The sequence below is a fragment of the Pelomonas sp. SE-A7 genome, from assembly GCF_030345705.1.
GTDB lineage: Bacteria > Pseudomonadota > Gammaproteobacteria > Burkholderiales > Burkholderiaceae_C > JAUASW01.
Map to the genome: position 1 here is coordinate 1,976,078 of NZ_JAUASW010000001.1, position 18,436 is coordinate 1,994,513.

Annotated in this window: 13 protein-coding genes; 7 read left to right on the plus strand and 6 right to left on the minus strand. The window is 68.1% G+C overall.

Annotated features, from left to right (window positions below):
- Positions 1-4: 4 nt before the first annotated feature.
- Together QT382_RS08900 and QT382_RS08905 are read left to right on the plus strand one after the other, a co-directional pair.
- Positions 5-1,615, plus strand: coding sequence for a serine hydrolase domain-containing protein (locus QT382_RS08900; protein WP_289253676.1), 1,611 nt, complete (start codon positions 5-7; stop codon positions 1,613-1,615).
- 248 nt (positions 1,616-1,863) lie between these two features.
- The gene (locus tag QT382_RS08905; protein WP_289253677.1) at positions 1,864-4,161 is read left to right on the plus strand and encodes a TonB-dependent receptor plug domain-containing protein; all 2,298 of its coding nucleotides are present in this window, start codon (positions 1,864-1,866) and stop codon (positions 4,159-4,161) included.
- Between the two features lie 13 nt (positions 4,162-4,174).
- Here the strand turns inward: QT382_RS08905 and QT382_RS08910 are convergent, their stop codons facing one another.
- The 5 genes from QT382_RS08910 to QT382_RS08930 all read right to left on the minus strand — a co-directional run bounded on the left by QT382_RS08910 (position 4,175) and on the right by QT382_RS08930 (position 9,433).
- Entirely contained in the window at positions 4,175-4,651 is a 477-nt protein-coding gene (locus QT382_RS08910; RefSeq protein ID WP_289253678.1) for a cold-shock protein, read from the minus strand.
- Positions 4,652-4,866: 215 nt separating this feature from the next.
- Positions 4,867-5,061, minus strand: coding sequence for a hypothetical protein (locus tag QT382_RS08915; RefSeq protein WP_289253679.1), 195 nt, complete (start codon positions 5,059-5,061; stop codon positions 4,867-4,869).
- A 24-nt stretch (positions 5,062-5,085) separates the two neighbouring features.
- On the minus strand, positions 5,086-7,014 hold the full coding sequence (locus QT382_RS08920; protein ID WP_289253680.1) for a S9 family peptidase: 1,929 nt from the start codon (positions 7,012-7,014) through the stop codon (positions 5,086-5,088).
- Between the two features lie 122 nt (positions 7,015-7,136).
- Complete coding sequence (gene guaD / locus QT382_RS08925) at positions 7,137-8,450, minus strand: guanine deaminase (RefSeq protein WP_289253681.1); 1,314 nt, start codon at positions 8,448-8,450, stop codon at positions 7,137-7,139.
- Positions 8,451-8,452: 2 nt separating this feature from the next.
- Positions 8,453-9,433: a LysR family transcriptional regulator gene (locus QT382_RS08930; RefSeq protein ID WP_289253682.1), complete on the minus strand. Its 981-nt coding sequence runs from the start codon at positions 9,431-9,433 to the stop codon at positions 8,453-8,455.
- A 71-nt stretch (positions 9,434-9,504) separates the two neighbouring features.
- Here QT382_RS08930 and xdhA point away from each other — a divergent pair, with 71 nt between their 5' ends.
- Together xdhA and xdhB are read left to right on the plus strand one after the other, a co-directional pair.
- Positions 9,505-11,043 carry a xanthine dehydrogenase small subunit gene (gene xdhA / locus QT382_RS08935; protein WP_289253683.1) on the plus strand — a complete coding sequence of 513 codons (1,539 nt, stop codon included), beginning with the start codon at positions 9,505-9,507 and terminating at the stop codon, positions 11,041-11,043.
- Positions 11,040-13,349 carry a xanthine dehydrogenase molybdopterin binding subunit gene (gene xdhB / locus QT382_RS08940; RefSeq protein WP_289253684.1) on the plus strand — a complete coding sequence of 770 codons (2,310 nt, stop codon included), beginning with the start codon at positions 11,040-11,042 and terminating at the stop codon, positions 13,347-13,349. Before xdhA ends, xdhB begins: the two co-directional genes overlap by 4 nt.
- 30 nt (positions 13,350-13,379) lie before the next feature.
- Here xdhB and QT382_RS08945 read toward each other — a convergent pair whose 3' ends face one another.
- The gene (locus QT382_RS08945; protein ID WP_289253685.1) at positions 13,380-14,624 is read right to left on the minus strand and encodes an MFS transporter; all 1,245 of its coding nucleotides are present in this window, start codon (positions 14,622-14,624) and stop codon (positions 13,380-13,382) included.
- Positions 14,625-15,026: 402 nt separating this feature from the next.
- Between QT382_RS08945 and QT382_RS08950 the strand changes: the two genes are divergently transcribed.
- From QT382_RS08950 to QT382_RS08960, 3 genes are all read left to right on the plus strand, one after another.
- Positions 15,027-16,511 (plus strand): DUF6438 domain-containing protein, encoded by a 1,485-nt coding sequence (locus tag QT382_RS08950; protein WP_289253686.1) that lies wholly within the window; start codon positions 15,027-15,029, stop codon positions 16,509-16,511.
- A gap of 187 nt (positions 16,512-16,698) precedes the next feature.
- On the plus strand, positions 16,699-17,370 hold the full coding sequence (locus tag QT382_RS08955) for a hypothetical protein (protein WP_289253687.1): 672 nt from the start codon (positions 16,699-16,701) through the stop codon (positions 17,368-17,370).
- A 19-nt stretch (positions 17,371-17,389) separates the two neighbouring features.
- Positions 17,390-18,424, plus strand: a complete 1,035-nt coding sequence (locus tag QT382_RS08960) for an extracellular catalytic domain type 1 short-chain-length polyhydroxyalkanoate depolymerase (RefSeq protein WP_289253688.1) — start codon at positions 17,390-17,392, stop codon at positions 18,422-18,424.
- Positions 18,425-18,436: the final 12 nt, after the last annotated feature.

Consider the following 18,436-nt stretch of genomic DNA (forward strand, 5'->3'; position numbering starts at 1 on the left):
CCCCATGAACCATGCGGCGGCGGCGCCCTTGCAGGCCCGCATCGACCACTACTTCGCCGCCCTGCAGGGCTGTGCCGCGCCCGGCTACAGCGTCGGCCTGCTGCGCGAGGGCGAGGTGCTGCTGACCAAGGGCTACGGCCTGGCCAGCCTGGAGCAGCAGACGCCGCTGCGGCGCGATTCCAGGCTGCGCATCGCCTCGGTGTCCAAGCAATTCACCGTGGCCGCGGTCCTGCTGCTGCAAGCCGAGGGCCGCCTGAGCCTGCAGGATGATGTGCGCCGCCACCTGCCGGAGCTGGCCGCCCTGCCCCAGGCCGTCACGCTGGATCAGTTGGCCCGCAACACCAGCGGCCTGCCCGACATGCTGGAGCTCCTGCGCCTGGGCGGCGCCAACCTGGACCTGCGCGTGGACCGCGCCATGCTGCTGCAGGCCATCGCCCGCTGCCGGCACCTGAACTTCGAGCCCGGCAGCCGTTTCCTCTACTGCAACAGCGGCTTCGCCCTGCTGGGCCTGGTGGTCGAGCGGGTCAGCGGCGAGACGCTGGACGGCTTCCTGCAGCACCGGTTGTTCCGGCCGCTGGGCATGCACAACACCTCGATGGAACTGAGCTGCGACCGGCCCCTGCCTGGCCTGGCCACGCCCTATCTGCCCGATGCCGACGAGCCCGGCCGCTGGCGCCGCGCCCTGCACGCCTTCGAGCATGGCGGCGAAGGCGGCCTGGTCTCCACGGTCGACGACCTCCTGCTCTGGGCCGGCCAGCTCCTGCAACCCAGCCCCGAGCTGCGCGAGCTGGCCCAGGCCCTGGCCGAGCCGCAGCTGCTGAGCGGCGGCCATGCCACGCCCTATGCCCGCGGCCAGGAGCACAGCCGCTGGCAGGGCATCGCCTGCCTGGGCCACGGCGGCCTGTGGCCGGGTTTCCGCACCGAGTTCCTGCTGATGCCGGAACAACAGCTGGCCGTGGTCGTGATCTCCAACGACGGCGGCAGCAATCCCTTCAAGGTGGCGCGCGAGTTGGCCGGCATTTGCCTGGACCGGCCAACGCCACCATCGACCGCCGACCTGCGGCCCTGGCAGGGGCGCTGGCTCGATGCAGAGCTGGCCCAGCTCATCGAGATCACGGTCGAGGGCGAGCGCCACCTGGGCGCTCAATGGGGTGCCAGCTTCGAGCTGCACCAGGAAGCCGACGGCAGCTGGGTGCCGCTGCGCGGCGCCAACGAGCTGAGGCTGCGTCCCGAGGGGCAGGACACCGTCTGCGCCGAGATAGGCGCCGGCCGAACCGCCCGCATGAGCCGCGTCGATCCCGACGCGCAATTGCCCGCCGGACTGGTCGGCAGCTACCACTGCGATGACGCGGCCACGACCTGGCGCATCGTCGAGTCCGCCAGCGGCCTGGAGCTGTGGGCCGAAGGGCCGCTGGTCAAGACCCAACAGGCCTGGACCCTGCACGGCCTGACACCCGACCTGGTCGAGCTGCGCTCGCGCGGCTACTGGATGCAGCCCCATCAGCTGCTGAGGCTGGAGCGCGACCTAGCCGGCCGGATCTCGACCCTGGTCGTCGATACCGGCCGCATCAAGCAGATCCGTTTCCAGCGCCAAGACCGTCCTGAGCCGGGTTGAGCCAGGCCGCGCTCGCCGCGCGCCAGGCGCACAACGATCACGGACTTGATTGTTTGGCCTAGCGAGCGGCGCCAGCGCCACGCTTTGCATTGCAGCAGGTAAAGAAGTTAAAAAGCCCGGCGCGACCTCCGGTATTCGCACGGAGCCCATGAGATGCTGCGCGCCTGCGCTGACCCGGCCTGGTGCCGGTGCCCCTCATCGCCTCACAGAACAAGACAGCAGTACGGCCGTTCGACGGCCGCCAGCCCATGAATCACGCCAAGAAATTCGCCCCGCATCCGCTCGCCGCCGCTCTGGCCTTGTCAATGGCCGCGGCCGCCCAGGCACAGACCGCACCGCCGCCGGAAAGCCCGGCCAGCGCGCCCAAGCCGGCCGCCAGGCCGGCCACGCCGCCTCAGCCGCAGCGCCCGGCGCAGAAGCCCCCCGAGGCCACCAAGACCGAGCAGTTGCAGCGGGTCGAGGTCAGCGGCGGCACCGACGAAAGCAAGCGCCGCGCGTCCACCGCCGCCAAGATCATCATCGGCCGCGAAGAGATCGAGCGCTTCGGCGACAACAACCTGGGCGAAGTGCTCAAGCGCCTGCCCGGTGTCACCACCGGCGGCCGTCCGGGCCGCGGCGGCGACATCCGCATGCGCGGCATGGGCGGTGGCTATACCCAGATCCTGGTCAACGGCGAGCGCATGCCGCCGGGCTTCTCGCTGGACCAGCTCCCGCCCGAGCAGGTGGAGCGCATCGAGATCATGCGGGCGCCCACGGCCGAGCATGGGGCCCGCGCCATCGCCGGCACCATCAACGTGGTGCTGCGCGAGGCCCTGCAAAAGCGCCTGAACGAGGTGCGCCTGGCCGTGGCCGAGGAGAAGGGCCGCCTGCGTCCCAATGCCTCCTGGACCCGCAACGACAAGCTGGACGACAACGGCGGCGCCTACAACGTCACGCTGAATGCGCACCAGGGCGACAACATCGACGACATCGCGGTGCGCGCCACCACGCGCGACCTGCACACCGGCCAGGAGTCGGTGCAGACCACCACCGGCACCAACGAGAACAAGCGCCGTGCGCTGAACATGAACGCGCGCCTGCAGTGGCGCCTGGATGCCGGCAGCAATTTCTCGCTGCAGCCCTTCCTGGTCTCGTCCAAGGGCAACAGCCACAACCAGTCTTTCCAGACGCCGGGCATCAACTACAACAGCGCCGACACCCATTCGGACAACGAGTTCACCATGCTCCGCGTCAACGGCCAGTGGACCAGGAAGCTGGGCGAGGAGACTCGGCTGGAGATGCGCGGCGGCGTGGGCCGCGGCGACATGAAGACCCACAGCCTGCGCAAGGAATACCTGAACGGCATCGCCGCGCCCAGCCGCGTGCAGGACGACAGCAGCAATGGCGACAACCATTCCTGGAGCCTGGTCGGCAAGCTCTCGCACCAGCTGCTGCCCAGCGAGCACAGCCTGGTCAGCGGCCTGGAAGCCGAGGGCCAGAAGCAGAACCAGACCCGGGTCTGCAAGGAGAACGGCCTGGCCTGCCGCGGCGTGATCGAATTCGGCGACGAGTTCGAGGCCTCGACGCTGCGCACCGCCGCCTACATCCAGGACGAATGGAACCCCAGCAAGCAGTGGTCGGCCTACGCCGGCCTGCGCTGGGAAGGCATTGAGAGCAAGAGCGCCGCGCTGAACTATGCGGTCAAGAACCGCAGCAGCGTCTGGACGCCGCTGCTGCACGCGGTCTGGAAGCCCGACGAAAAGAGCCGCGACCAGGTGCGCATGAGCCTGACCCGCAGCTACCGCAGCCCGCAGCTGCAGGACCTGGTGGCCCGGCCGAGCATCAACGCCCAGTACCCGACCGGCAGCAACACCGCCAACTACGCCGACCGGGCCGGCAATCCCAACCTCAAGCCCGAGCTGGCCGTGGGCGTGGACCTGGCCTTCGAACGCTACCTGAGCAAGGGCGGCGTGATGAGCATCAACATGTTCTCGCGCCGCATCTCGGACCTGATGCGCAACGTGACCGAGCTGGAGACCGTGTCCTGGTCGTCGGTGCAGCGCTGGGTCTCGCGGCCGCGCAACATCGGCAATGCCAAGACCCAAGGCATAGAACTGGAAGCCAAGTTCCGCCTGGACGAGTTCTTCGACGACGCGATCCCGCTGTCCATCCGCAGCAACCTGAGCGTCTTCCACTCCAGCGTCGAAGGCATTCCCGGCCCCAACAACAAGCTGGACCAGCAGCCCAAGGGCGTGGCCAACTTCGGCGTGGACTACCGGCTGCGCAGCGCGCCGGTGACCGTGGGCGGCAGCATCAACTTCACGCCGGCCAACCAGATCCAGCAATCGGTGCTGACCGCGGCCACCACGAGCAAGAAGCGCGTATTCGACGCCTTCGCGCTGTGGAACGTCAACATGAACACCGGGCTGCGGCTGAGCGCCACCAACCTGTCACCGCTGGACTACAGCAATGGCAGCGTGATCACGACCACGGACCAGCGGATCACCACCGAAAGCGGCGGCCGCACCTTCACCCAGTGGCAGCTGCGGCTGGAAATGCGGATCTGAAGCGCCCGGCGGCTCAGGGATGCTTGGCGGCCGTGCGCGCGGCCTTGCTGGCCGGCTTGCCTTCGGGCTGGCCGGCCGAGGTCGGCTGGCCCTGCTGGATCTCGGCATTCAGGGCCGCGAACTGGGCGCTGGCCTCGGGCTCGTAATGGCGCATCAGGGCCAGGCCGCCCAGCGTTGCCACCAACACGGCAGCGGCCGTGCCGAACATCCAGCTGTTGCGCCGCGGTGCGGCAGCACGTGATTGGCGAGCGCTGCTGCTCGAAGACGCTGAGGCCCGCGAACGAGCCAGGCGCTGCACCCGCGCCGCCTGCTTGCGGCCCGAAGGCGACAAGTCCACTTCGAAGCTGAGCCGCTCGCCGACCTGCGGCATCTGGGCATCACCCGGGAAGGCCGAGATGCGGACGAACAGCGGCTCGCCCCCGTCCTGGGGTTCGATGCTGCCGACGCCTTGATCGTCGTTCCAGGTTTTCAGCTTGCCTTCGAATCGCATAGGTCTGCCCAACTGTGTTTGCTGCTCGGTCTTTGATGGATGCCGGACCGCGTTTGCGGCCATGGCGGCATCTTGGACCGAAAGGCGCTCTCGGGCCCGCAACACGATGTAAGAGCTGTTGCCTGGGCGGCGGGCAATCCCAAGCAAGGCGGCCCTGACAAATTGCCAGGGCCGCCGGGGGCTTCCATCAGTAACAACCCTAGGCATCCCCAGGACTAGCGGCCGCCTCCCAGCAGCCGCGCCGGCAGGAACAGCAGGGCCTTGAGCAGGGCGAACACCGCCTCCAGGCCGATGCCGACCAGGCGGAACGGCAGGCTGACCAGCCAGACCAGGGGCCACAGCACGAGGGCCAGCAAGGCCAGCGGCCAGCAGACCACGAACAGCAGGCACCAGAGCAGGAAGCCAATCATTTCAGCGCTCCTTGTTCAGCCGGCTCACTTGGAGGTCGGCAAGAGGTACTTGTCCAGGAATTCCTTGATCTGGCGGTTGGCCTCGATCTGGTTCTTCTTCTTGGCAAAGCCATGGCCTTCGTCCGGGAACACCAGGTACTGGACCGGCACGCCGTTCTTCTTGACCGCCTCGACGATCTCGTCGCTCTCGGGCTTGATCACCCGCGGGTCGTTGGCGCCCTGGATCACCATCAGCGGCTTGCGGATCTCCTTGGCATGGAACAGCGGCGAGGTGGCGATCAGGAAGTCCTTGTCCTTCACCGGATCGCCAATCTCCTGGTACAGGGCCTTGCGGAAGCTCTCCCAGTAGGGCGGGATGGATTCCAGCGTGCGCAGCCAGTTGCTGACGCCGAAGATGTCGACGCCGACCTTGAAGGCCTCGGGCCGGAAGGCCAGGGCCGCCAGCGTCATGTAGCCGCCGTAGCTGCCGCCCATGATGCCAATGCGCTCATGGTCGATCACGCCGGTCGAGGCCAGGTAGGTCTTGGCCTCGATGCAATCCCACAGCGGCTCGCGGCCATGCTTGCCGTCGTCGGCGGTGTAGAAGCTCTTGCCATAGCCCGAGCTGCCGCGGTTGTTGATGCCCAGCACTGCATAGCCGTGGTTGGCCAGGTACTGGGCCAGGGCGTTGTAGCCGCGCATGGTCTGGCCGCCGGGGCCGCCATGGACCAGCAGCACGGCCGGCACCTTGTGGGTCGGCGAAGCTTCCTTGGGCAGGTAGTAGACCGAGGGCACGACCATGCCGTCGAAGGACTTGAAGCGGACGATCCTGGCCTCGACCAGGTCGTTAGGGTCGATCTCCTTGCTCATGCTGCGGCTCAGCTGCGTGGTCTTCTTGCTGGCGAAGTCATGCACGAACAGGTTGTTGGGCGAGCGGTCGCCGTTCACGTAGAAGGCCATCTTGCCGCCGCTCTTGGAGAAGCTGACGCCGCGCAGCTCGCCCTCGGGCAGCTTGGGCAGCACCATGTCCTTCTCGTTTTCGCGGATGCGCGGCTGGATGCTGGCGTCGACGTTGACCCCGGTGACGCGGAAGCGGCCGTCGCGCGAGTAGTCGCTGTAGACGATGTCCCAGTCGGCCTTCTCCAGGTCGCTGACCTGGCCGCTGGCCAGGTCGTAGGCGATCAGGCGGCTGAACTCGCTGCCGTCGTTGGTGGTCAGCAGCAGGCGCTTGGAGGCCGGGTCGAAGGTGGCGGCGCCGTAGCTGGCCACGCCCTGGTGCGCCGTGATGTGCTTGCTGGTCTGGGTCTGCGTGTCGTAGAGGTAGACGTCCGAATCGGAGGTCGTGTTGGTCTTGCCCAGGGCCATCCAGCGGCCGTCGCGGCTGATGGCGCCGGCCGACATGCCGGTGTCGTTCTTATAGACCAGGGTGCGGGCGTAAGTCTTGGCGTCGTAGCGGTAGATGTCGAAGAAGCGCGGGTCACGCTCATTGCTGCTCACGTAGAAGGCGCTCAGGTCGCCGCTCCAGCCGGCGAACGAGGCCTTGAGCTTGTCGCCCGGCGTCAGGTCCTTCTCGCTGCCGTCCAGCTCGCGCACGTAGAGGTGGTTCTGCTCGTTGCCGCCCTGGTCGCGGGTGAACAGCACGCGGTCGTCGTCGGGGAAGTAGCCGACGGCGTAATGGCTCTCGGTCGTCGACTTGGTCAGCGCCACCGGTTCGCCGCCGCCAACGGCCACCGAGTAGACATTGAAGATGCCGGTGACATTGCTGGAGAACAGGATGCGCTTCTCGTCGGCGCTGAACGAGGCCCCGCCGACGGAGACCGTGGCCATGAACTGCTCGATGGTGTAGCGCTTGGGCGCCTTGGCCGCGGCCTTGGCTGCCGGCGTGGCCGCCAGCGCGGCCGGCGGCGTGAGGCTCAAGCCCAGGGCGGCGGCCATCAGGCTGGCGCCGAACATCTTCTTGTAGGCGGACTTCATTGTGTTTCTCGCTCCTATGGATGGGTGCCGGTCCCTGCCGGCTGGGCGCGACTATAGGAGCGGCCCACCCCCAGGCACAACCAATCCCCTGACAGGCTGCAGGATGGCGAGATGGACGGCGCTCAGCCGCGCCTGAAGCGGCTGCGCCCGGCCACGAAGGCCTGGGCCAAGTTGCGCTCGTCCGAGAGCAGCAGCCAGGCGAACACCCGCTCGTGCAGCTCGCGAGCCACGGTGTCCCGCTGCTCGGCCACCGGCCCATGGGCCCAGTCCCAGACGCAGACATCGGCCAGGCGGCCGGTCTCGAAGGAACCGATCTCCTCGCCCAGGCCCAGGGCCTTGGCTGCGCCGCGGGTGGCCGAATGCAGGGCCGCCCAGGCCGACAGCCGCCGGCCGCCCAGCGCCTGCACCTTGTAGCCATCGGCCAGGGTGCGCTGCATGGACAGCGAGGTACCGCCCCCCACGTCGCTGGCACTGCTGACCGCGAAGCCGGCCTCGCGCGCCGCCGTCCAGTCGAACAGGCCGCTGCCGAGGAACAGGTTGGACGAAGGGCAATGGGCGATCTGGGCGCCGGTCCGGGCCAGCACGCGGCGGTCCGCCTCGTCCAGCCAGATGCCATGGGCCAGCACGGCGCGCGGATGCAGAAGGCCCTCGCGGGCATAGACGTCCAGGTAGCTGCGCGCATCCGGGAACAGCTGGGCCACCCAGTCGACCTCAGCCCGGTTCTCGGCCACATGGGTCTGCATGTACAGCGTGGGATCGGCCTTGCAAAGGGCGCCGGCCATGGCCAGCTGTTCGGGCGTGCTGGTGGGGGCGAAGCGCACGGTCACGGCATAGGCCAGGCGGTCGCGGCCATGGAAACGCTGGATCAGGTCCACGCAGTCGCGCTCGGCCTGGGCCACGTCGTCGCGCAGGCCGTCGGGTGCGTGGCGGTCCATCAGCACCTTGCCGGCGATCATGCGCATGCCGCGGCTACGGGCCGACTCGAACAAGGCCTCGGCCGAACCCTTGTGCACCGTCGGGAAGACCACGGCCGAGGTCGTGCCATGGGCCAGCAGCGCGTCGACGAAGCGCTCCGCGCCTTCATGGGCCACGGCCGGGTCGGCGTAGCGGCGCTCGGCCGGGAAGGTGTAGCGGTTCAGCCAGTCCAGCAGCTCGCTGCCATAGCTGGCGATCACGTCAAGTTGCGGGCAGTGGACATGGGTGTCTATGAAGCCCGGCAGTATCAGCTTGCCGGCGTGGTCGATGCGCTGGTACTCGGGCCCAGGCTCCTCGGCCTGGATGCCGGCGATGCGGCCCTGCTCGTCGATCAGCAGCCAGTGGTTGGGGCGGAAGCGCACGGCCGCATCGTCCTCGGCACCCCAGGCGGGGGCCGCCGAGAAATCGAGCAGGTCGCCACGAAGGGCTGTCTTTGCGGTCTGGGAGGTCTTCTGATTCATCGTCATTCGGGTTTCACGCGGGCCGCGGCCGGCGCATTGGCCACCAGGCTGCGCGCCACTTCGCGCACCTGTTCTCGCAGCCAGCGCATGGGCGCGGCGGCGTGGCTGAGTTCATGCCAGAGCTGGTAGTAGGCCATGGGCGGAAAGGCCACCGGGCAGCGCAGCACCTTGACCGGCAGATCACCCAGGTAGCGCGAGCAGAACAGCCGGCCGGTGGTCAGCACCAGCAGGCTGTCGGCCACCATCGCAGGCAGCTGGCCGAAATGGGCGCAACGCACGGCGATACGGCGGCTCAGGCCCTGGTCGGTCAGGTGCTGGTCGATCACGCCGGGCTGGCCGGGGCTCAGCGGCATGGGCGCCAGGTGCTGGCAGGCCAGGTATTTGTCGACGGTCCAGCCGCGACCATTGCTGCGGGCCATCGGGTGCTTCTCGCTGACCAGGCAGACGACTTCGTCGCTGAGCAATCGGCCCAGATGCAGCTCGGCCGGCGGCTGCAGCCAGTTGCCTATGACCAGGTCGACCTCACCGCGTGCCAGGCTGGCCCGGTAGTCGTACTCGGCCGACAGCGGCTGCAGGTCGAGCATCAGACCCGGCGACAGGCGCTGCAAACGGGCCACCAGGGTGGGCAGAAAAAGCGGATCGAGATAGTCGCTGGCGGCAATGCGCACCCTCAGCTCGGCCGAGGCCGGGTCGAAGCCGCTCTTGCGCCGGCGCTCGCCGAACAGCTGGTCGGCATCCTGCAAGAGGCGCTGGGCCGGGGCCAGCAGGTCCAGCGCGGCGGCCGTTGGCGTCATGCCGGCACCGCTGCGCACCAGCAGCGCATCGCCGGTGAGCGTGCGCAGCCGCCTCAGCTGGGCGCTGACGGCGGGCTGGCTCATGTGCAGACGCATCGCAGCCCGGGAAACGCTGCGCTCGGTGATCACGGTATGCAGGACACGGACGAGTTGAAGCTCGATCTTGTCGAAAGTCGCGCGCAAGCTCATAAGCCTTGAGGCATGGTGGACATGCCCGGAATCGTATAGGCATCTTCGCCGCTTGCAGTTAAGGTCACGCGATGGAATCCCGCGCGCGTCCCCTCCGTTTCTTCCACCGTGGCGAAATCCGCGAAATCAGCGGCCTGCCGGTCACGACCACGGTGCTGCAGTACCTGCGTGAGCACGCCCATTGCACCGGCACCAAGGAAGGCTGTGCCGAAGGCGATTGCGGCGCCTGCACCGTGCTGGTCGGCGAGCTGGACTCGCAGGGCGAGCTTCAACTCAAGAACGTCAACGCCTGCACCCAGTTCCTGCCCACGCTGGACGGCCAGGCCCTCTTGACGGTCGAGGACCTGGGCACGCCGGAGTCGCTGAACCCGGTCCAGCAGGCCTTGGTCGATTGCCACGGCTCGCAATGCGGCTTCTGCACTCCCGGCTTCGCGATGACGCTGCAGGCCTGCTACGAGCGCCATGGCGAGGCCGGCACCCGCCCCAGCCGCCAGCAGCTGGCCGACGACCTGGCCGGAAACCTCTGCCGCTGCACCGGCTACCGGCCGCTGCTGGATGCCGGCGAGCGCATGTTCGAGCTGCCGGCCCATCACCTGGACCGCGCCCCCCTGGCCGCCGCGCTCAAGACCCTGGCCCAGGATCCGCCACTGCACTACGAGGCGGCGAACCCGGCCTTCGGCGGCCGCACTGACCGCTTCGATCAACCGCGCACCATCGACCAGCTCGCCACGCTGCGCGAAGCCAACCCGCAAGCCCGGCTGCTGGCCGGCTCCACCGACATAGGCCTCTGGGTCAACAAGCAGTTCCGCGACCTGGGCGATGTGATCCACCTGGGCGGCGTGGCCGAGCTGCGGCAGATCCGCCGCCAGGCGCTGAATGGCGCACCGGCGCTCTGGATTGGCGCCGGCGCCTCGCTGGAAGAAAGCTGGTCGGCCCTGGCCGAGGCCGTGCCTGCGCTGCGCGAGCTCTGGCTGCGCTTTGCCTCGCCGCCGGTGCGCAATGCCGGCACCCTGGGCGGCAATGTGGCCAACGGCAGCCCGATCGGCGATGGCGCTCCGGCCCTGATGGCCCTGGGCGCCCAGCTGCTGCTGCGCAAGGGCTCGCGCCAACGGCAACTGGCCCTCGAGGATTTCTACCTCGACTACATGAAGAACGCTCTGGAGCCCGGCGAGTTCCTCGAAGCGATGCTCGTGCCCCTGCCGGACGATCACACCACGCTGCGCGCCTACAAGATCGCCAAGCGCTACGACAGCGACATCTCGGCCGTCTGCGGCGTGCTGTCACTGACGCTGGACCCGGCCACCCATGAAGTCCATGCCGCCCGCTTCGCCTTCGGCGGCATGGCCGCCACCGTGAAGCGCGCCAACCAGGCCGAATGCGGCGTGGTCGGCCAGGTCTGGAGCCACGCCACGGCCGAGGCCGCCGCCGCGGCACTGGCGCGCGACTTCACGCCGCTGAGCGACATGCGCGCCAGCAGCGGCTATCGCATGCAGGTGGCGCAGAACCTGTTCCGAAAGCTCTGGCTGGAGACCCGGCCGTCACTGGCCCTGGCGCCGCGCCATGCCAGTGTCTGGATGGCGGTCTCTCACGATGACGAGGTGCGCGCATGAACAAGCCGGTCGACCTGCCGCAAGTGGTCGGCACCAGCGCTGCCCACGAATCGGCGGCCCTGCATGTCAGCGGCCAGGCCAGCTACTGCGACGACATCGCCGAGGCCCAAGGCACCTTGCATTGCGCACTGGGCCTTTCGCCCATCGCCCATGGCCGGCTGCTCGGCATCGATATCGAGCTCTTGAAGCAGCAGCCCGGCGTGGTGGCCGTGCTGACCGCGGCCGACATCCCGGGCGAGAACAACTGCGGCCCGCTGATCCACGACGACCCCATCCTGGCCGAGGGCGAGCTGCGCTTCCTGGGCCAGCCGGTGTTCGCCGTGATCGCCACCGACCGCGAGCTGGCCCGCCGCGCCGCAGCGCTCGACAAGCAGGCGATCCGCTGTGAGGCGCTGGAGCCTGTGCTCACCGCCCGCGAGGCCCATGCCAAGGGCCAATACGTGCTGCCGCCCATGCATCTCAGCCGCGGCGAGCCGCAGCAGCAGCTGGCCGCGGCGCCGCACCGGCTGCAGGGCGAATGGTCGGTCGGTGGCCAGGAGCAGTTCTATCTGGAGGGCCAGATCAGCTATGCCCTGCCCCAGGACGGCCAGGCGGTGCTGATCCACTGCTCGACCCAGCATCCCAGCGAGATGCAGCAGCTGGTGGCCCATGCGCTGGCCTGGCATTCGCACCAGGTGCAGGTGCAGTGCCGGCGCATGGGGGGCGGCTTCGGCGGCAAGGAGTCTCAGTCGGCCCAGTTCGCCATCGTCGCGGCCCTGGCGGCGATGAAGCTGCGCCGGCCGGTCAAGCTGCGCCTGGACCGCGACGACGACTTCCTGATCACCGGCCGCCGCCACGGTTTCGACTACCGCTGGGACGTGGGCTATGACGACCAAGGGCTGCTGCTGGCGGCCGAGATCGAGCTGGTCTCCAACGCCGGCCACTCCGCCGACCTGTCGGCCCCGGTGATGGCGCGGGCGCTCTGCCATTTCGACAACGCCTACTGGCTGCCCCATGTGGCCATGCACGGCTTCTGCGCCAAGACCAACACGCAGAGCAATACCGCCTTCCGCGGCTTCGGCGGGCCGCAGGGCGCGCTGGCGGTCGAGGTCATCCTGGATTCCATCGCCCGGCGGCTGAAGCTGGATCCGCTGCTGGTGCGCCAGCGCAATTTCTACCGGCCCGGGCAAGACCTGGCCCCCTATGGCCAGCAGGTCAGCGACAACATCATCCAGCCGCTGACCGACCGCCTGGTCGAGACCAGCAACTACCACCAGCGCCGCGCCGTCATCCAGGCCTTCAACGCGACCAGCCCGGTGCTGAAGAAGGGCATGGCGCTGACGCCGGTGAAGTTCGGCATCTCGTTCAACGTGGTCCACCTGAACCAGGCCGGCGCCCTGGTCCATGTCTACACCGACGGCTCGGTGCTGGTGAACCATGGCGGCACCGAGATGGGCCAGGGCCTCAACACCAAGGTGGCCCAGGTCGTGGCCCATGAGCTGGGCGTTCCGCTGAGCCAGGTGCGCGCCTCGGCCACCGACACCAGCAAGATCGCCAACACCTCGGCCACGGCCGCCTCGACCGGCTCCGACCTGAACGGCAAGGCCGCGCAAGACGCCGCCCGCAAGATCAGGCAGCGCCTGGCCAAGCTCGCCGCCGAGCTGCTGGGCGGCGCGCCCGAAGCCCTGAGCTTTGCCAACGGCCTGGTCACGAGCGGCGAGGCCTCGATTCCGTTCAAGGAGCTGGTCTCGAAGGCCTACTTCGCCCGCATCCAGCTCTGGAGCGATGGCTTCTACGCCACGCCCGGCCTGCACTGGGACCGCGCCAAGCTGCAGGGCCATCCCTTCTACTACTACGCCTATGGCGCGGCGGTGTCCGAGGTGGTCGTCGACACCCTGACCGGCGAAAGCCGCGTGGTCCGCGCCGACGTGCTGCACGACGTGGGCCAGTCGCTGAACCCGGCGCTGGACATAGGCCAGGTCGAGGGCGCCTTCGTGCAAGGCATGGGCTGGCTGACCATGGAAGAACTGGTCTGGCATCCCAAGTCCGGCCTGCTGAGCACCCACGCTCCCTCCACCTACAAGATCCCCACGGCCAACGACAGCCCGGTCGACTTCCGCGTCGCCCTGTTCGACCAGCCCAACCGCGAGGACAGCATCCACCGCAGCAAAGCCGTCGGCGAGCCGCCGCTCTTGCTGCCCTTCTCGGTGCTGCTGGCGATCAAGGATGCGGTGGCAAGCTGCGGACCGACCGGCTGCGATCCCGAACTGCGGGCACCTGCCACGGCCGAGGCGGTGCTGAAGGCGGTTCAGAGCCTGGCGCGCTGAGGGCGGACCTGTCCGCCCTCGCCATGGCCCTCACGCCATTTCACTGGGAGCTGGCGCCACGCTGCCCCGATAAGCCCAGAAGCGCGGCAGCGCAAAGCCGGTTGCGATCACGCCGACCAGGCAGATCGCGCCACCCAGCCAGATCGAGGTCGACAGCCCCCAGGCATCGGCCATGAAGCCGGCCCGTGCATTGCCGATCAGCGGCCCGGTCAGGTAGCTGATCATCTCGATGCCGGCCAGGCGGCCGCGCATCTCGTTGGGGATGGTCTGGTTCCAGATCGTGCCGCGGAACACGCCGCTGACCATGTCGGCCGCGCCGGCCACGGCCAGGCAGGCCAGGCCCAGCAGCAGGCTGGGCGCAAAGCCCAGGGCCACGATGCCCAGCGCCCACACGGCCGCCGCGATGACGACGGCGCGGCCATGGCGCGAGACCCGGCCGGTCCAGCCGCTGAACACGCCTATCACCAGGGCACCGACCGACATGGCCGACAGCAGCCAGCCCACGGACTCGGTGCGGCCGTCGGCGGCGGCCATGGCCGGGAACAGCGCCACCGGGAAGGCGAAGGCCATGGCGACGATGTCGACGAGATAGGTGCCCATCAGCTCGGGCCGCTTCCAGGCGAAGCGCAGGCCCTCGGCCAGATCGGCCAGCAGATGCGGTCGCTCGGCCGGCGTCTCGGTCGCTCCCAGCGCCTCGCGCGGGATGCGGTAGATGAAGAACAGGGCCGCGACGAAGGTGAAGAAGTCGAACAGGTAGGCACCGACCGCGCCCCAGGTCGCCAGCAGCACGCCGGCCAGGGCCGGCCCGGCCACCATGCCGACCGTGCCCCGCACCGACGACAAGGCGGCGACGGCGGCGAACTCTTCCGGCCGCGCCAGCTTCTGCGTCAGCGCCTCGAGCGCCGGGCGATGAAAGCCGCTGGCGGCCTGCAGCACGGCGACCAGCAGATAGATCGCCCACACGCTGGCCGCGGCCGACATTGCATTGGCCAGCAGGCCCGCGAGGCACAGGGCCATCACCCCCTCGGACGCCAGCAGCAGGCGCTTGCGGTCCACACGGTCCGCCACCGCCCCGCCCAGCAGGCCGCACAGCACCACCGGCACCAGTTGGACCAGGCCCAGCAAGCCCACCTGGGCATTGGAATGCGTCAATTCGTAGAGCTGCCAGGGCACGGCCACGTAGCTGACCATGGTGCCCAGGCCCGAGATGAACTGGCTGGCGAAGAGGCGGCGGAAGGCGAGGTTGTGCCGCAGGGGGGCTATGTCTAGGAGCATGGCTTGAGTTTGTCAGGGCGTACGGTCCGGGCTAGCGAAGCGGACCGCGGGTTGCTTGCGAGTGCTGCAGAATCCGCGGCGGCAGTATCTCAACCGCTTCAAGGCCTCCACATGCGCCCCCACTTGCCGCTGCTTCTCACAGTCTTGCTCGTATGCCGCAATGCAGTAGGTGCACCTGGTGAAGAACCCCTCGACGTGCGGGACCCAGCTGAAATCAAGTCTCATCTGCTTGCTCCACCGCAAGTCATTCGCACCGCCTGGCGTGACCTGACAAAACAGGACGTGTCTGACAGTGGCTGGCTCTTCCAGATCTCAGTCGATGCCACTGGACGAGTCAAGCGAGCCGACCTCAAGTTCGGCCCAGCGGCCAATCGCAGGGAGGCAGTACGGGCAGCCATGGCCATGCAGTTCAACCCCTTTCTGCGCGACGGGCGCGCCGTGCCGGTTCGGTTCGAATACGCCATCCAAGGGGAGGTCAATGACTATGACGGCCCGGTGGACCGATCATTTCCGGCAGCCATTGACCCAAGGCAAGTCCGTATCGCGCTTCGGCGCACCGGCTGCTTTGGCTCTTGTCCGGACTATTGGGTAGAGCTGCGAGGCGACGGCAGCGTCAGCTACCGCGGCTTCCAAAACGTCGTCGTCAGGGGCGAGCATCACTGGCGGGTAGAGCCGGCTGCAGTCCATGCCTTGATCGAGAGGTTCAGGTCGGCGGATTACTTGAAGCTGAATGGCTATTACACGATCGATGCCACTGATCTGCCGACCTACGTGACACGGCTGAGTATTGGGCGACACAAGAAGTTTGTTCTCGACTACGGCGGCGGCGAAGTCGGTGAAGTACTCGCCGCAACTTCCTTCGGTGTCGCTGACCCCAAGATGCCGGGCGCAGTGACCGAACTTGAGGACGCCATAGATGCCGCTACCGGCGTCAATAGCTGGGTCCGTGGCGACGAGAGCACGCTCATCAAGCTACGCAAGGCAAAGTGGAGCTTCCGATCACAGGCAGCTGGGCAAGGCCTGGTGCGGCTGATCGCCGACTGCAAGGTCGCTCTGGCGATGGACTTCATTCGGGCGGGCGCGCCAATCAAGGTGCGGAGCGACGATTGGCTGGCAGGCCTAGCCACGTCGCTGGCCCCACAGTGCGGCAATCTCGGCCTGGTACGCCAGCTGGAAGCTCGTGGCTCGTTGGCACGCAAGCGGGACGCTCAGGCGTTTCTCGATGCCAGCGTCCATAGCGGCTATCCGGACCTTGTCGAAATCGCACTGAAGCATGATCCCCATGGACGGCGCACGACCGCTGACGGTACGCCACTGATCATCGCCGCCGCGAAAGGCTACGCCCGCGACGGAGTAGCGTCGGCCGACCTGGGATTCGACCCTGCCAAGGTGGTCACGCTACTGCTGCTTGCCGGTGCGGACCCCAATGCTCGCGACAACGATGGAAATACACCGCTGCATGAGGCCAACGACGCCGCGGTAGTACGCGCGCTAGTCGCCAGCGGCGCTGATCCAAACGCACGGAACAACCGCGGCGAGACGCCCCTCTTCGACAAGTACTTTGACGAAACCAAGCCGGCGCTCATCGAAGGAGGGGCCGATCTGGCTGCCAGAGATCACCTAGGCCAGACCGCCCTGTTCGATCAACGCTACCCTGCCAATGCACAGGTCCTGCTGAAAGCTGGGGCCGACGTCAACGCAAAGGATCTCAAGGGGAACACACCGCTGGAGACGGCACTTGATGAAGACGTGGCCCTGCTGCTGCTCGACGCAGGTGCCTCCTTGCCCGTTGATCGGGCGCGCCTGTCGGCAATGCTCGAAAGAGCAACCGAGCGGAAATGGACCAGGCTTCGAACCCTTCTTGCCCAGGTGCTCGCAGGGCATTGACACGGGGGCCACGACGGCGGACTGCTTGGGGCACTCCGGCGAGTTTCCGGGTGCTGAAGCCGGTTCACTCCGTTGCCTAAGGCCGCCCCTCAGCATTGAGGATGCCTGCCGGCAGACAGGTCGGTAGCGTCCGACCGCCCGGCCTCGTGCACCGCTCCGGTGGCCTGCGTCCGGCGGGAGTAGCATCATGCCGGACCTTGACCTCTTTGCCGAAATCCTGGTGATCGGTGGCTTGCTGCTGCTGGCACTGTCGCCGCTGATCGTGCGACTGAGTCCGCTGGCCAGGCAGGGCAATGGATTCATTCCCGCGGTCGACTACCTCAAGGAAGGTAGCGGCCGCCTGGCCATCGTGGTGCTGCTCAGCTACGCGCTGGGCGTGGCTGGCAACCGCTTGATAGACGATGGCCTAGACCTACTCATCAAGCCTGGGCAAGCCTACTCGGACGCCTACAAGGCCTGGGCTTCGCAGGATTCCAAGCGTCCTCCGAGCCTCAAGCATGCCGAGTTCCTGCTGCGCGAGCGCAGCGAGGCCACCCGCGCCTGGTTCGACCGGCACAAGTCCTTCGTCCGCGTGCTGCGCGGCGCCGCGGCGGCCTGCGCCCTGCTGCTGCTGACCATGACGGCGTACGAATGCTCCAAGCCCCCCAAGCCTCGCTACCGGCCACTGCATTTCTTCGGCGCCGGTCTTCTGCTCGTGATCTTTGCCAACGCTTACTACCTTGAGGCCAAGTCTTACAGCGAGAAGGCGTATGACCTGTACCGGCACCTGCCGCCGGTCAAGCTGGGCTGGGATCCGAACCACGTGGAGCCGACGGGCATCAGCGTCGCCGAGGCCAAGGCCGGATTGCGTCCGGCCTGAGCCTCGCTACAGTCGGCGGATGCAACTGCTTCCGCTGACGGTTTTCTTCGTCACCCTCGCGGCCGGCCTGTTCGGCCCGGCCGCAGCCCAGGACGCCACATTGCGGGAACGCCTGCGCGAGCGAATGCAGGCCCGCCAGGCCGAGAAGCAGCCCGCGCCGCCGGCTGGAACATTGGGCCCAGGCACTCACGAGCTGAGCGTCCAGCACGCGGGCCAGACCCGCCGCTTCCTGCTCCATATTCCCAAGACCCTGCAGCCGGCCGGCCAGCCGACGCCGCTGCTGATCGCCATGCACGGTGGCGGCGGCAATATGCGCTTCCAGGCCGATGACGAGAACTACGGCCTGATCAGCAAGTCCGAGCAAGCCGGCTTCCTCGTGGCCTTCCCGAACGGGCTCAGCCCCCTGCCCGGCGGCGGGCTCGCCACCTGGAATGCCGGCAACTGCTGCGCCCAGGCGCGCGACAAGGGCAGCGACGACGTGGGCTTCATCCGCGCCATGCTGGCCGAGATCGAGAAACGCCAGGCCGTGGACACGCGGCGCGTCTATGCCACCGGCATGTCCAACGGCGGCATGATGGCCCACCGCCTGGCCTGCGAGATGGCCGACCGCATCAGCGCCATCGCCGCCGTGGCCGGCACCGACAACACCCGCGCCTGCAGCCCCTCGCGGCCGGTGCCGGTGCTGATCATCCATGCACGCAACGACGACCATGTGCTGTTCGAGGGCGGCGCCGGCGAGAAGGCCTTCCGCGACCGTTCGCAGGTCACTGAATTCACCTCGGTCGCCGAGACCGCCCAGCGCTGGATGCAGCGCAATCGCTGCGATGCGGCGTCGCCCGCCCAGCTCGTGCTGAAGAACGAAGGCGCGGTCTGCGAGCGGCATGCCGCCGGCTGCGCAGGCGGCGCCGTGGTCGAGGTCTGCACCACCGAGACCGGCGGCCATTCCTGGCCAGGCGCCGGCAAGGTCAGGCGCGGCAAGGAGGCGGCCTCGCAGGCCTTGTCGGCCAACAACAGGATGTGGGAGTTTTTCCAGCAGGTCGTGCCGCCCAGGTAAGCGCTCGGCCGC